The sequence below is a fragment of the Lichenicola cladoniae genome, from assembly GCF_013201075.1.
Taxonomy (GTDB): domain Bacteria; phylum Pseudomonadota; class Alphaproteobacteria; order Acetobacterales; family Acetobacteraceae; genus Lichenicola; species Lichenicola cladoniae.
The window spans coordinates 4,125,821-4,139,963 of sequence record NZ_CP053708.1 but is presented as its reverse complement, the minus strand read 5'-3'; the positions used below and the strand labels follow the sequence as shown (position 1 = coordinate 4,139,963).

The following is a 14,143-nucleotide window of genomic DNA, read 5'->3' as shown; positions in this document are numbered from 1 at the left end:
TATTTGTGGCCTTAACCTGGTTTTCTTCGGAGGCAGTCCATGAAGACAGGAAGTTCGGCATGATTAAAATACTCGCTTCCTGTTTTAGGACGTCGGTGACAAGGCGATGAATTAGGCGGCGACCAACGTCGGTGTGCCGGCCGCTGCGACCAGGAGCTCGCTCGGCAAATCACGAGTACTAATGCTTGCAGTGCCGTTTAAGTTGAACGGGCTACCATGAAGTGGCCGCATTCCAGGCATTACGTATAGGCTGAGGTCGCCAGCGACACCGTCATTTGGAAGCTCAAACCGGAAGCCGCAGTTAGGGTCGCCACCCAGCACAGTAGACACGTCCTGGCGTTCGAGATCTGCGACAGTCTCGGCGATTACTTTGGAACCATTGACCAGGATGACCGAGCAGCCTCCTTTGAGCTCGTCACCGTCCTGGCCGTTCAGGACCCAGCCCTCGACACCGCCATCGGTCACGCCATCGATATGGCTCCGGACCGGGAGAAACGCGTCGGCGCTGACCTCGATCGACTGGAACATGACGTTGTTCAGGGACAGGGGGATCCCGTTACCTTCCAGGTCGCGAGCCGAAAGAGTGTGGCTGGAGCCATCGAGAACTACCTCCGGTAGCCGCACGCGGAAACCGACCTGATCGGTCTCGTATCCGTCTGCCATGACATCCGCACGTGGCTCGTCGCAGATCATTTCCACGAACGGCACGTTATCGAGCAGAAGCTGAGTGAAGAGAGGTTGCCTCGGATTGGTCCGATCGCGGGCCCAGCCCTGGATCCAGTCGTGTTCGATGCTATCGATCACCAGGTTGCGTGCGGTTTCCTTGGGAAGCTCGAAGTCAGAGAACGGTACCGGCACGCCCAGTGCAGAAAACCGCTCGGTCAACTCAGGCAACAGTATCCCGGTGGGGACGTGCCGGAAACGGCCATAATAGGTCTCGGCATCGTTCATGAAATATTCAACCAGATGGGATCCCCGGCCCTTGAAGTTACTCAAGGTGACCTTGTTGTTCATGTCGCCGTCGGTCAGTGCCATCCGCAGTTTCTCGCGCGAGACCTGGATGAGTTCTTCGTAAGGGCGATAATGGAAGTGCGCATAAGCCAGATCGACTTCCCGATATCCGGGCGCACGGCTGGACGTCGCGTTCTGGTAACCATGATCGGTCTCGACCAGAGAATTTCTCGGGTAGATCGTGTTGGCTGAGAAAGCGGATTTGAACAGACCGGCATGGCCGAGGACGTTGGTCAGGTTTTCCCTGACCTTCAGGATCCGACCCTCGTCGGCATCAATCGAGTCAAAGTAGCTAATAATGCGGTCTTTCGAGGACGTATACCCGCTCTCCGAACCGGGGTCGCGGAGCATAAGAAACTCGTCGCAGTCGAGCGGTACAAAAAAGTCGTATTTATTCAAGCCATCGAGGGATTTGACCAGCAAGCTGATGATATCGCCCTTATGAGCATATGCGCTCGGGGTCGTGAAGAACCGGTCGACGTTGAGGCCTTGGCTCTCGTACTTCTCGAGTATCGCCAGGCTGTGGGCATCGGTCGACCCGTTATCGAAGACATAGAGGTTGTCGATGCCGAACAGGTCGGCATGGTAAAGCAGCCAGGGCTCGATAAGTGTCTGCTCGTTCTTCATCATGATCAGGCAGGCGATTGTCGCCATGGCTCGGGTCCTTGTCTCTGTCTGTCGTTCAAGATGGTCATAGGCGCGGTAGAATCGAGCACAGGGCATATCGGACACAGTAGATAGCCGCTTCAAGGCTAAATCATGGAAAGCGGATTCAGCCGTCTAAAGCACGCCCCATTTCCAACCGACCGTCAAAAATTCGTTATCCAGCTAAGTTTACAGACGCCTCTATCGATAGGATGAGATCCTGCCGAACTTCGATGCCGGCTCAAACTCTCTAGAATTCACGTCCGCCTTGGAAAGTAGAGCCCTCAGCCGCGATGACCTCTTCATCATGGCCAGAGACAACCATAGCGCGATTGACTTTGATACAGGTATATACAACTTACGCGAGAAATAATGATTTATTAACCTCGGTTCGTTCCGTAGATGCTTTGCAATGCCGTCGATGAATGAAAATGTCGTTATCCGTTCTGTCTCATTGCTTGATCGAGGGCCCGGTCTTTAGCAGGGCTTTCCATCTAGGTGCTGCAATGATCAGCGGAATTGCCGTCTCGGTCGGTGTAGCGGCGCTGCGGTCCCGCGTCCTTCCAGACCACGAAGGGCACTGGACTGGTGACGCAACTCCTATGGGAGGTAAGTTCCTGCCCCGGCGCACGCAAACGTTGCAGTCATGACTTTACCGTTGCATCATCACTTAGTCGTTGTCGGACGTTAAATTGCCAATAAACATACGAACTTAACTACTCGCTGCCAGTATGGCTGCAAGTTATATTTGCGTATACTGACCGCGTGTCGGATGGGTGGACCCCACCCTGGTGATGTCGGGGTGCGGCCCCTGATCACGGTATTCGATTCCACGCATAGAGATTGACGTTCGGCTGTCCAGATCGGATGCATCCGAATCCGTGTTCGCTGGGGTCGTTTTGCGCGTCATGGCGACCATCTACGATCAACGGCGCACTGTCATTAACTCGATGTTCTATCGCACATAGATACAACCTTAAAGTGAGAACAGTCTGAAAGAACGCGTTAAGAGGGCAGGTTCCATCTACTGACGGCGAGGTTGTGTGGCTTGAGCAGGGCTTTGGAGTGCCTGCAAAGCTCTCTCAGTCGCGACATTCAATTACCGGCGCCCAGGTGGCTGGCGATGACCGCGGACGCGTTCTGCCACTGCAGCAGGGCTATTTCTAGCTTGACAGCACGTATCAACGGCTACGGCGAATATGTTGAAGGGTCAGGTGGAGGTGGTTGTAAGCAGGTAGTTTCCCGACGTTTTTGTTGTCCGGTTGGTGCCAAGTGGCGCCATCCACACGAACCACCGCACTGGCACTCCTCGATGCGTAGCCGCCGATAGCGACCAGCATCAAGTTCACGCTTTCAATGCTGGCCGTGGCCAGCGTTACGGACCATTCCAAACAAATTCGCCTACGTATAGGAGCGCTTCCGCGGCGCCGGCACGTGAGACCGCGTTCGAGCTAGTGCCAGATCAGCGTGCCTCTGCTGGCCGATTCCTCCCTCGTCCTGTGCCAGATCTCGATCGGTTCGCGGCCGGCATGGTTCTAGATCGGGGCGGCGGCCAAGCAGGCACCTTCATTGGTGTGGCTTCCAGGCGTGTGCATCGTGTCCTGGAGGGCGTGGCTTTGCTGTGCACACCCATCAAGACCGGATCGGCATCACCGACATCGCGATGCAGTTGGCATCCGGACCGTCGCCAAGATCCGAGGCTTGGTTCCATGATCCGAGGTCGCAAAGAAAACGCTTTCGGATCAGGATAATTCCCGACACCAATTCCGGCGGACTAGCCCGGGTATACTACTCCGTTGCCCGACCATAAGCCCGTCCTTCGGAGCGCCCAGCCCGGACATAATGTTCGAGCGCGTCGTTATTTGCGTCACGAACGTCGTCATACTGGGTGAGATACGCGCTCGCGCTGAACGCTTCACGCGGAGGAATCAACCCCCCCTGCGCACCCCAGAACGCGATTGGCATCTCGGACAGGAAATCGCGCATCTCGGCATCGGTCCGCCAGGGTGATCGGTAGATGGGATCATTCGCTAGCTGACCCAGCAGTGCCCCATTTTGGGAAAGATCGTGAGGTGTGCCGCTGCTCTCGCTTGGAACAAGCTCTATACCGCCCTCGATGAGGTAATAAACGTCTTCTATGCTTGTGAGCCCTTGATATTTGAAACCTCCAAATCCTGCACGAGCGAAGCGCCCCGTGAAGTCTGAGTGCTCATGTCCGTAGCGGCCGAAGCGCACATCCATGTATCCAACACAGGATAAGGCTTGTGCAGTCTGTCCGATTGCCATGCCCCCTACCGTCGGACCGACCCCAGGGTTCGTTGCCGTCATTTTTCCTGCAAGCAGGCTTTCGCGGTAGTGCGGCGGGATGTAGTTCACATGCCCGAACCGATCGCAAGCTGCGATCCATTCCTGTTCCCAGCCCATCAAGACCGGATGTGCATCATCGTCAAGCAAGATGATTGTGTCGCAGCACATGTGTTGACTAAGGTAAAAAAGTCCCCGGTTCTTGTTCCAGGCTATGCCTTTATTCGTCTTGCCGACGACCGTTATATTATGCCTGGTTAAGGCTGAAACGGTGTCATCGACCGAACCATCGTCGCAGACAACAAGTTCGTAATCTATCGAAGTAAGGCGCTTTATCGCCTCCAGCCCCGAGAGTAAAATGTCGCAACGGTTATATGTCGTAACGGCTATACCGAGCTTTCGACTAGTCATGCTGTATGATTCCCGATCTTCGTCCCGGTCAAGAAACCGAAATCTGCGGATAAAGCCTCGTAAGATCGGGCCTCCGCCGAAATTCCATGAGGGACATGCCTTATCGAAGCGGGGCCGTCCTCCTGGGCGTCTGTGCCGAGGCTCCAAATCGACGGCGTGGGTATGGTTATGGAAAATAACGCGGGCGACATTATAGGATCGCGTATACCAAATAGCGGACATCGTCTTAGGGCGGGACTACTCATCAGGTCATCCATGACGCATCATTTTACCGTTATTAGCTGTCGAGGCGCTGATAGCATAGCGTTGGCACGGAGCGGGCTCGGGTGACCAAAGCCCTGTGGAAGAAGAGCTTCGTGGAAGAGGGTATATGCGAGTGGCGACGCTCTCCCCCTAGCAGTCACACACAACCATAGCGCGACTCGCTTTAATATTGCCTCATACAACTTATGCGCGAAATAATGGATTATTGACTACAACCCGCTTCTTGCCCCGGCTTTTGAAGCCGAAGGCCTCATCGGCGAGCAGGAGCAGGTAGTTGCCGGAATCGCGATAGGATCGCGGCAGGCGAGGGCGTTCGGATGTGCAGACATCTGCTCTCCATCACGTCGCGAGGTCTCGCCAGCTCCGAATTTCATCCTCACCGTCATTCTGAACTGCTTAAGCTGCACCCAGTATCAGGCGTTGAAGGGTGGGTGCTGGGCCACCACGCTGCGGCCTTAGCCAAGGTGCTCATCCGATCAGGAAGCTGCACCGTCGGTATCCAACGGCATGCGGCTACCTAGCCCCGACCGGAAGTAGCGGACAAGCACTCAGGTCATCGACGAGATGAGTCGGTAGGTATCGTCCCTGCTTGCCCTCATGAACCTCCTGACATTCAGGACGACTGTTATAACATCAGGCGAGTGGGACTCTGCTCCCATGTCCGGCTCCTGGTTCTTGTCCAATGCAAACCGGACCGACATCGGAACGATACTGAATTATTTCCTATTAGGATGATTCACAAGAGGTCTCCTTTGTAAAATCACAGACTATTAAAATAATAAGACATCGTTTCGACGCAAATAGGCACTTTCCGCATCCGTTCCGAGATGCCAAGGTCAATCTGTCTCATATCGTATCAGCAAGGAATTAAGTGTGATCTCTGCCATCAAACCCTCCATTCGCTTGTCTAAAAGAAATCTCTTTGCAGGACTTACGCTTCTTTCCGGGATGACCGAATATAGAAGCGCTCGAGCTGCGGGCGCCGATACGCTGGTCGTCAACGTGTCGGAGGATGCGTATAAAGGCGACGCGTCGTTCACGATCTCAGTCGATGGCAGTCAGGTTGGCGGCGCGCGGAAAGTGACGGCAGCTCACGCGTCTGGCGCTTCGCAGGACGTTACGGTTAGCGGGTCGTGGGGGGCGGGTGCGCATGTCGTTTCGGTGAGCTTTAACAACGACCTGTATGCGGGCAGACCTACAACCGACCGCAACCTCTACGTCAACACCCTGACCTATGACGGCAGTGCCACGGTCATTGACGCGGCGCTCATGTCTAACGGCACCAGAAATTTCACGACTGCAGACAGAAATATCTTCATCGGCGGAGACTTCGGCTTCACGAACCTAACGACTGGAGGCGTTTCCGGCTTGCTGGCGACAGGCCGAGGCAGCGTCTATCTGCACGGCACCGCAGTCAGCGCCGCGACGGCCGCCGCTGTTCGCGCCGTCCTTACTGCCTTCCTGCCATACGGGGGCGTCTTCGAAGCCGGACAGAACACCTTCTTCAACCGGGGGGATGCGTATGACAGCTACCTGGCCGCGTCAGGATGGGTCCCGCAGGCGATCAACCTGAACCTGAGTGGTCCGGTCGACAGCTATTCTGCGTCGGATCTCGCGTCGGTGAAGAACTGGATGGATCAGGTCCGTTCGCGATCAGAGCTTGCCGGCGCCACCATAGCTCCGGTCGCAACTCCGGGCGGCAATGTAGCATCGTTGGGCGGTACGTTCTCGGCTTCCGATCCGGTCTGGGGGAATCTCGCACAGGCGTGCCTGTATGGCGGCGCGATCGCAATCGATGTTCCCGCTTCAAACTTCATAACGCTGGGCGCGGGTTGGCCCGAGTTCATCGAGTCGCAAATCAGGTGGGGGGCCGCTAACGGGATCCGTACATCGGTGATCTTCTCGCCCGGCAACAGCCCGACCTTCGTCGAGGACGTGGCTGCTTCTGTTGCCAAGCTGGTCGCTGCGAACGCGATTCCTACCGACTACAGCGTAGAGAACTATACTGGTGCAGGGGCTAAGATCGCCGGTTCGGAAAATCAATCCGAGAGCCTCAATGCTGCAGCTTTGTGGCTGGCGAAGAATGCCCCAGTGGCAGCCGGTAAGTAACAAGCAGTCAGTGATTAAACCGACGAGCACTCTCTCCGGCCCGAAACGGGGAGGGAGCTTTTCGTCACGATCATTTATAGCGGGGCAAGGTCAGAGGTAGAGAAGTCAATCGGTACACAACCCTGAGAAAATGAAAATAAACATATTCTACCTTGGGTTATAAATTACCGGCGTTAAGATGTAACTACAACCTAAGGTAGTATAGAAAGTCTCAGAAAACCCGTCACGTCCCATAAGGGTGGACGGTATACGCCGATGACCAACCCAAGCTGAACGTTGATATATCGAGACGATATTATCGTAAAAAACTCGTTATTAAAGCTTTCCTTTCGCCGCTGCGGGCTGTCATTACTGCCTGGCACCAACCCGATATTCATCTCGGGTCAGGAAGGAAAAGCACATGACCCAGGCAATTCATTCATCGATCCGGTTAGCGACGCGAGCCGCTCTCGTTGGGCTTGGATTGATATCGGCAACAGCATTTCACCAGCGGGCATATGCCATGTCGACGGATACGCTGGTCCTCAACATGTCCGAGGACGCCTATAAGGGTGATGCGATGTTCACCGTCGCTGTCGATGGCAAGCAGATAAACGGCAAGCTCACGTCGACGGCGCTGCATGGCGCCGGGGCGTCGCAGAACTTCATGCTTCTCGGTTCATGGGGAACTGGAAAGCACGTCGTCAGCGTGAACTTCCTGAACGACGCGTACGGCGGGTCCGCTGCCAAGGATCGCAATCTCTATGTCAATATGCTTACCTATGATGGTAGCACTACGATTGCTGACAGAGCCCTCGACAAGCCAGGAAGTGTGAGCTTCACCATTCAGACCGGAAATGTCTTTGTTGGCGGGGACTTTGGTTTCACCAATCTCACCACCGCCAGTGTCGCCAACCTGCTGGCCACCGGCCGGGGCGGCATCTACATCCATGGCAGCGCGGTCAGCCCGGCGACTGCCGCCGTCGATCGGGAGATCCTGACGTCGTTCCAGCCCTATGGTGGCGGCGTTTTCGAGGCTGGCCAGAATGGCTTCTTCGACAACGGAAATGCCTATGACAGCTTTCTCGCCTCGTCTGGCTGGACTCCGCAGTACATCAATCTGAACCTGGGTGGTTCGGTCGAAAGCTATACGGCGTCCGACCTGAAGGGGGTCAAGACCTGGATGGATAAGGTTCGGTCGCGTCCGGCCTTGTCGAAGGTCACGATCGCACCGTTCGCCACGCCGGGCGGGGGCGTCGCGGCGCTGGGTGGGACCTTTGGGGCGACCGATCGGGTATGGGGCAATCTGGCACAGGCCTGCCTGTATGGTGGCGCGATCGCCATCGATATTCCGGCGAGGAACTTCATCACCCTGGGTGCTGGCTGGCCGGAGTTCATCGAAGCTCAGATCCGGTGGGGCGTTGCTAACGGGATCCGCACTTCGGTCGTCTTCTCGCCTGGCGGTAGCCCAACATTCGTGGAGGACGTTACGGCGGCCGTGACGAAATTGGTGGCGGCAAACGCGATCCCGACAGACTATAGTGTCGAGAACTATGAAGGTCCGGGCGCGGTGATCGCCAAGACCGGAACTGCTTCGGAAAGCCTGAACGCCGCCGCGTTCTGGCTTGCACAAAACGCTCCGGTGACCGTGATCAAGTAGCTGACCGGCACCCGCTTCGGTTGCCGCAACGTCCAACCGACCGACAATTCCTCCCGTTCGATGAACGGGGGGGAATTTTCTGTTTCGTGACAGCCAGCGCCTGCTCGTCGACATCTGAACGAGGTCGATGGACGGCGTGGCGCACCCGGAAAGACTCGAACTTCCAACCCCCAGATTCGTAGTCTGGTGCTCTATCCAATTGAGCTACGGGTGCTTGGGCCGTGGGGGCGGGATGTAGCGGAAGGTCTATTGCTTCGCAAGCCCCACCCGTCGCTTCCGGGATCTCAGTTGCCGAGGGCACGCTCCAGCGGATGGTCGGCCGGGCGATAGAGCCCGATATGCGCCCGGCAGGACGGGGTGCCGTAGGTGCCGTCGACATGGCTTCCGTCCCGGGCGAGGCGTCCCTCGAACACCATCGGCAGCGGTTTGTGGTTCATGTCCCGCAGCTGCAACTGGGCGTGCAACCGGTTGCGGTCCGACACGCGCTTGCCTTGCAGAACCAGCACGCCACCGGCCGGAATGAAGGACACGGTCTCGCGGTCGACCAGCAACCGTGACGGCGTATCGACGGGGCAAGATCCCTTCTCGGGTACGAGAGTGCCGGTCCACTCGCCGATGGGATCGTCCGGGGTCGGGCCGCCGCATCCGCACAGTGCCAGGCTTGCCGCCAGGACAATCATGCAGGACGGACGTAATCGGTGCAGTCCGGCTTGGGTATGCCACATCGTCTTTCTCCACCCTGGCCCTTGGCCGGCACGGTCGGTATAGCAAGCCCCAGCATTAATGCGATCCCGCGCACCCGTCCGTCCGCCAAGGCCCAATATCATGAGCGAGCTCGAGACCGTTCTGCACGAGGACCGGATCCTGATCCTGGATTTCGGCAGCCAGGTGACCCAGCTCATCGCCCGGCGGGTCCGGGAGAGTGGGGTCTATTGTGAAATCTGGCCGTTCAACGCCGATCCGGCCCGGATTGCCGGCTTCGGACCACGCGGTATCATCCTGTCCGGCGGTCCGGCCAGCGTGCTCGATGCCGGCGCGCCGCGTATTCCCAACGAGGTGTTCGCCCTCGGCGTGCCGGTACTGGGCATCTGCTATGGCCAGCAGGCGATGTGCGCGCAGCTTGGCGGCGCGGTCGAAACCCACGAGCATCAGGAGTTCGGCCGGGCGCATGTCGAGGTGCTGGAAGACTCCGCCTTATTGCGCGGCATCTGGCAGCGCGGCGCCCGCGAGCAGGTCTGGATGAGCCATGGCGACCGGGTGACCCGGCTGCCGCCTGGCTTCCGCGCGGTCGCGGTCAGCCCGGGCGCGCCGTTCGCGATCATCGCCGATGAGGGCAGGCGCCTGTACGGCGTGCAGTTCCACCCGGAAGTTGTGCACACCCCGCATGGCGCGGCTCTGCTGCGCAACTTCACCCACGACGTCGCCGGCTGCCGCGGCAATTGGACCATGGCCGGTTTCCGCGATCTTGAGATCGAGCGGATCCGCGCCCAGGTCGGCAAAGGCAGGGTGATTTGTGGCCTCTCCGGCGGTGTCGACAGCTCGGTCGCGGCGGTTCTTATCCATGAGGCGATCGGCGACCAGCTCACCTGTATCTTCGTCGATCATGGCATGCTGCGCGCGGGCGAAGCGGAAGAGGTGGTCACCACGTTCCGAGGCCGCTTCAACATCCGCCTGATCCACCGCGATGCCAGCGACCTGTTCATCGACGCACTAGCCGGGGTGACCGACCCCGAGATCAAGCGCAAGACCATCGGCCGCCTGTTCATCGAGGTGTTCGACGAGGAGGCCAAGACTCTCGGCGGTGCCGACTTCCTGGCCCAGGGCACCCTGTATCCGGACGTCATCGAGAGCGTCTCGTTCACCGGCGGCCCTTCGGTGACCATCAAGAGCCATCATAATGTCGGCGGGCTGCCGGCGACGATGCGAATGCAGTTGGTCGAGCCGTTGCGCGAGCTGTTCAAGGACGAGGTGAGGGTGCTCGGCCGCGAGCTCGCAATCCCCGAAAGCATCGTCGGACGGCACCCGTTCCCTGGGCCCGGCCTGGCGATCCGCATCCCCGGCGACATCGATCGCGAGAAGCTCGACGTGCTGCGCAAGGTGGACACCATCTTCCTGGAGGAGATCCGTGCCGCCGGACTTTATGACGCGATCTGGCAGGCGTTCGCCGTATTGCTGCCGGTCCGCACGGTCGGCGTCATGGGGGACGGCCGTACCTACGACCGGGCCTGCGCGCTCCGGGCGGTGACCAGCACCGACGGCATGACCGCCGAGGTCTATCCGTTCGACATGGGATTCCTGACCCGCACCGCCGGCCGGATCGTGAACGAGGTGCGCGGCGTCAACCGGGTGACTTACGACATCACGTCGAAGCCGCCCGGCACGATCGAGTGGGAGTAGCGTCTACTCCTCCGGCCGGCACGCCGCCGTCGAGTCTCCAAGCCGGCGTAGCGCGCGATTCGCCCACGGCCGACCGCATGTGGATCACGTGCACATCTTGGCCTAGCGGCTTGAAGTCGCAGCGATCGCCGCACGCCGCAGGTAGCGTCGTAGCACCCGGCCAGACATAAATATGGTGTGCCGCCTGGAAATCGAACGCCACATGTAGCGTAATGCGCGCGAGCGGAGCCGCTGACGATCGGGCGACTCCCACGGCCGGCAATCCCGGCCGGGACCATCCAGGAGACCTCAGCATGACCCTTCATGAAGCCGGAGAAACCGTGTCGACGGTCACCGAGGTCGAGGTGCGCGACCATGAGACGAATGGCCGGGGCCTGCTCGATGACGACGTGGTCCAGCTCGAGGGTCACCATCCGGTTCGTGTCGACCGGTCGCGCGACGCTTTGCTGACCGAGTTTGGCAAGGCGACGCTGGATAATCGCTATTTGATGCCCGGCGAGAGCTACCAGGACCTGTTTGCCCGCGTCGCCAGCTTCTATGGCGACGATGCGGCACATGCCCAGCGCATCTACGACTACATGTCCCGGCACTGGTTCATGCCGGCGACCCCGATCCTCTCGAACGGCGGCACGTCGCGCGGCCTGCCGATCTCGTGCTTCCTGAACGAGGCCACCGACAGCCTCGAAGGCATCGTCGGCCTCTGGAACGAGAATGTCTGGCTGGCCTCGAAGGGCGGCGGCATCGGCTCCTACTGGGGCAACCTGCGCTCGATCGGCGAGAATGTCGGCGCCAACGGCAAGACTTCCGGCGTGATCCCGTTCATCCGGGTGATGGACAGCCTGACGCTGGCGATCAGCCAGGGTTCGCTGCGCCGTGGCTCGGCGGCGGTGTATCTGCCGGTGTCGCATCCGGAGATCGAGGAGTTCATCGAGATGCGCCGCCCCACCGGCGGCGATCCGAACCGCAAGGCGATGAACCTGCATCACGGCGTACTGGTCAGCGACGCCTTCATGCGGGCGGTCGATGCGGACGAGGAGTGGGCGCTGACCTCGCCGAAGGATCACAGCCACATCCGCAAGGTGTCGGCGCGCAGCCTCTGGATCAGGATCCTGACTGCCCGGATGGAGCAGGGCGAGCCGTACATCATCTACTCGGACCACGTGAACAACGCGCGTCCGGAGCACCACAAGCTGGCCGGCCTCGAGGTAAAGACCTCCAACCTGTGCGCCGAGATCACCCTGCCGACCGGCGTCGACCAGTATGGCAAGCAGCGCACTGCCGTGTGTTGCCTGTCCTCCCTCAACCTGGAGACGTGGTTCGACTGGAAGGACCATCCGCTGTTCATCGAGGACATCATGCGGTTCCTCGACAACGTCCTGCAGGACTTCATCGACCGCGCGCCGGACGAGATGGCCAAGGCGAAGTATGCCGCTGCGCGCGAGCGTTCGGTCGGTCTCGGCGTCATGGGCTTCCACTCCTTCCTGCAGGCCAACGACGTCCCGTTCGAGAGCGTCATCGCCAAGGTGTGGAACAAGCGCATGTTCCAGCACCTCCGGACCCAGGCGGATGCCGCCTCGCGCATGCTGGCCGAGGAGAAGGGCGCCTGCCCGGATGCGGCCGATTACGGCGTGATGGAGCGCTTCTCCCACAAGATCGCCATCGCCCCGACCGCCTCGATCTCGATCATCACCGGCGCCACCAGCCCGGGCATCGAGCCGATCGCCGCCAACGTGTTCCTGCAGAAGACGCTCTCGGGCAGCTTCACGGTCCGTAACCGGCACCTGCAGAAGCTCCTGGCCGCGAAGGGGCACGATACCGACGAGGTCTGGTCCTTGATCACCCTGAACAAGGGCAGCGTGCAGCGGCTCGACTTCCTGACCCAGCAGGAAAAGGACGTCTACAAGACCGCGTTCGAGCTCGACCAGCGCTGGATCATCGAACATGCGGCCGATCGCACGCCATACGTGTGCCAGAGCCAGTCGGTGAACCTGTTCCTGCCGGCCGACATCCATAAGCGCGACCTGCACCAGATCCACTTCCTGGCCTGGAGCCGTGGCCTCAAGAGCCTGTATTACTGCCGCAGCCTGTCGATCCAGCGTGCCGATGCGGTTAGCGAGATGCTGAACAAGCCGGACGCGTTCGACCACGAGGCGGCGCTTCCGCCGGTGCGCAGTGTGTCAGGCTCGACGGATTACGAGGAATGTCTCGCCTGCCAGTAATGCGGGCCTCCGGAAGGAGAAATCGCGATGAAAGCCGTGCACGTTGCTCATGCCCCTGTTATGGAGCAGTCTCCTTCGGTCGCCTGACGGCCGGCACCAACTCAAGAGGCTGGAACCGGATTGTCCGTACTCGAAGCGCACGTACTACCGGCTCCCAGCAAGCTTCAATTGGCAGGTCTCAAGGCCTATCAGGCTCCTGCGGTTGGCAAGGCGGCCTGGCAGACCCTCTCCACGTTCGGATTATATGCGGTACTTATCGTCGTCATGTACGCCGTGCGCCCGTCCTCGGTTCTGCTGACCCTGCTGCTCGCCATACCGACCAGTGGCCTGATCGTCCGCATCTTCATGTTCCAGCATGATTGCGGCCACAACTCGATGTTCCGCTCGCACCGGCTCAACGCCATTGTCGGCGCCGCGTGCAGCCTCGTCACCCTGACCCCGTTCGCCTATTGGCGCCGGCTGCATGCGCGTCATCATGGAAGCTGGAACAACCTGGACGGCCGCGGCATCCCCGCCGACTTCTTTTCCGATTGCCTCACGGTGACGGAATACCAGGCGCTGAGCCGGATGCAGAAGCGCATCTACCGCCTGACCCATCATCCGGCGCTGGTCCATCTTGTCTTGCCGCCGGTGATCTTCATCGTGCTGTATCGGCTGCCGTTCGATACGCCCGCATCATGCCGGCGCGAGCGTATCAGCGTGCTGTTGCTGAACCTGTCTCTCGTCGCCTTCTTCGTCGGGCTCTCGCTGGTGTTCGGCTTCAGGACCGTCATGCTGGTCCACCTGCCTGCGCTGGCGCTCGCGGCCATCATCGGGATCTGGCTGTTTTCGGTGCAGCACCGGTTCGAGGACTCGCAGTGGTCGGAGACGGCCGACTGGAACTACAACCAGGCTGCGCTGCATGGCGCATCGCACCTGAAGCTGCCGCGCGTGCTGCAATGGTTCAGCGCGAATATCGGCCTCCATCATATCCATCACCTCCGTCCCGGCATTCCGAACTACCGGCTGCAGGACTGCCACGACAATTGTTCGTCGGTCACCGACGTCGCGACGGTGCTGACCCTGCGCGACGCCTTCAGGGCTCCGAGCTATGCGCTGTGGGATGCCGATCTGCGCCGGATGGTGCCGTTCCCGACCTGACCAT

Annotated in this window: 8 protein-coding genes and 1 tRNA gene; 5 read left to right on the top strand and 4 right to left on the bottom strand. The window is 59.5% G+C overall.

Annotated elements, in window-relative coordinates:
• Positions 1-111 precede the first annotated feature (111 nt).
• On the bottom strand, positions 112-1,665 hold the full coding sequence (locus tag HN018_RS18695) for a glycosyltransferase family 2 protein (RefSeq protein ID WP_171835110.1): 1,554 nt from the start codon (positions 1,663-1,665) through the stop codon (positions 112-114).
• A gap of 1,779 nt (positions 1,666-3,444) precedes the next feature.
• Positions 3,445-4,371 (bottom strand): glycosyltransferase family 2 protein, encoded by a 927-nt coding sequence (locus tag HN018_RS18690; protein WP_171835111.1) that lies wholly within the window; start codon positions 4,369-4,371, stop codon positions 3,445-3,447.
• Between the two features lie 1,137 nt (positions 4,372-5,508).
• On the opposite strand from HN018_RS18690, the gene HN018_RS18685 reads away from it, so the two are divergent.
• Both HN018_RS18685 and HN018_RS18680 read left to right on the top strand, forming a co-directional pair.
• Positions 5,509-6,744: a carbohydrate-binding domain-containing protein gene (locus HN018_RS18685; RefSeq protein ID WP_171835112.1), complete on the top strand. Its 1,236-nt coding sequence runs from the start codon at positions 5,509-5,511 to the stop codon at positions 6,742-6,744.
• A 400-nt stretch (positions 6,745-7,144) separates the two neighbouring features.
• On the top strand, positions 7,145-8,383 hold the full coding sequence (locus HN018_RS18680; RefSeq protein WP_171835113.1) for a carbohydrate-binding domain-containing protein: 1,239 nt from the start codon (positions 7,145-7,147) through the stop codon (positions 8,381-8,383).
• 137 nt (positions 8,384-8,520) lie between these two features.
• On the opposite strand, the gene HN018_RS18675 is transcribed toward HN018_RS18680, so the two are convergent.
• Positions 8,521-8,597: transfer RNA gene (locus tag HN018_RS18675), tRNA-Arg, on the bottom strand.
• Positions 8,598-8,667: 70 nt separating this feature from the next.
• Entirely contained in the window at positions 8,668-9,108 is a 441-nt protein-coding gene (locus tag HN018_RS18670) for a hypothetical protein (protein ID WP_171835114.1), read from the bottom strand.
• A gap of 100 nt (positions 9,109-9,208) precedes the next feature.
• Between HN018_RS18670 and guaA the strand changes: the two genes are divergently transcribed.
• From guaA to HN018_RS18655, 3 genes are all read left to right on the top strand, one after another.
• Positions 9,209-10,780, top strand: a complete 1,572-nt coding sequence (gene guaA / locus HN018_RS18665) for a glutamine-hydrolyzing GMP synthase (protein ID WP_171835115.1) — start codon at positions 9,209-9,211, stop codon at positions 10,778-10,780.
• Positions 10,781-11,073: 293 nt separating this feature from the next.
• Positions 11,074-12,999 carry a ribonucleoside-diphosphate reductase subunit alpha gene (locus tag HN018_RS18660; protein WP_171835116.1) on the top strand — a complete coding sequence of 642 codons (1,926 nt, stop codon included), beginning with the start codon at positions 11,074-11,076 and terminating at the stop codon, positions 12,997-12,999.
• A 168-nt stretch (positions 13,000-13,167) separates the two neighbouring features.
• Positions 13,168-14,139 carry a fatty acid desaturase gene (locus tag HN018_RS18655; RefSeq protein ID WP_239478821.1) on the top strand — a complete coding sequence of 324 codons (972 nt, stop codon included), beginning with the start codon at positions 13,168-13,170 and terminating at the stop codon, positions 14,137-14,139.
• Positions 14,140-14,143 lie beyond the last annotated feature (4 nt).

What these genes read in the sequence shown, in the direction of transcription:
- HN018_RS18695 (WP_171835110.1), bottom strand. Translation starts at nt 1,665, where the DNA reads ATGGCGACAATCGCCTGCCTGATCATGATGAAGAACGAGCAGACACTT.
- HN018_RS18690 (WP_171835111.1), bottom strand. Translation starts at nt 4,371, where the DNA reads ATGACTAGTCGAAAGCTCGGTATAGCCGTTACGACATATAACCGTTGC.
- HN018_RS18680 (WP_171835113.1), top strand. Translation starts at nt 7,145, where the DNA reads ATGACCCAGGCAATTCATTCATCGATCCGGTTAGCGACGCGAGCCGCT.
- HN018_RS18670 (WP_171835114.1), bottom strand. Translation starts at nt 9,108, where the DNA reads ATGTGGCATACCCAAGCCGGACTGCACCGATTACGTCCGTCCTGCATG.
- guaA (WP_171835115.1), top strand. Translation starts at nt 9,209, where the DNA reads ATGAGCGAGCTCGAGACCGTTCTGCACGAGGACCGGATCCTGATCCTG.
- HN018_RS18660 (WP_171835116.1), top strand. Translation starts at nt 11,074, where the DNA reads ATGACCCTTCATGAAGCCGGAGAAACCGTGTCGACGGTCACCGAGGTC.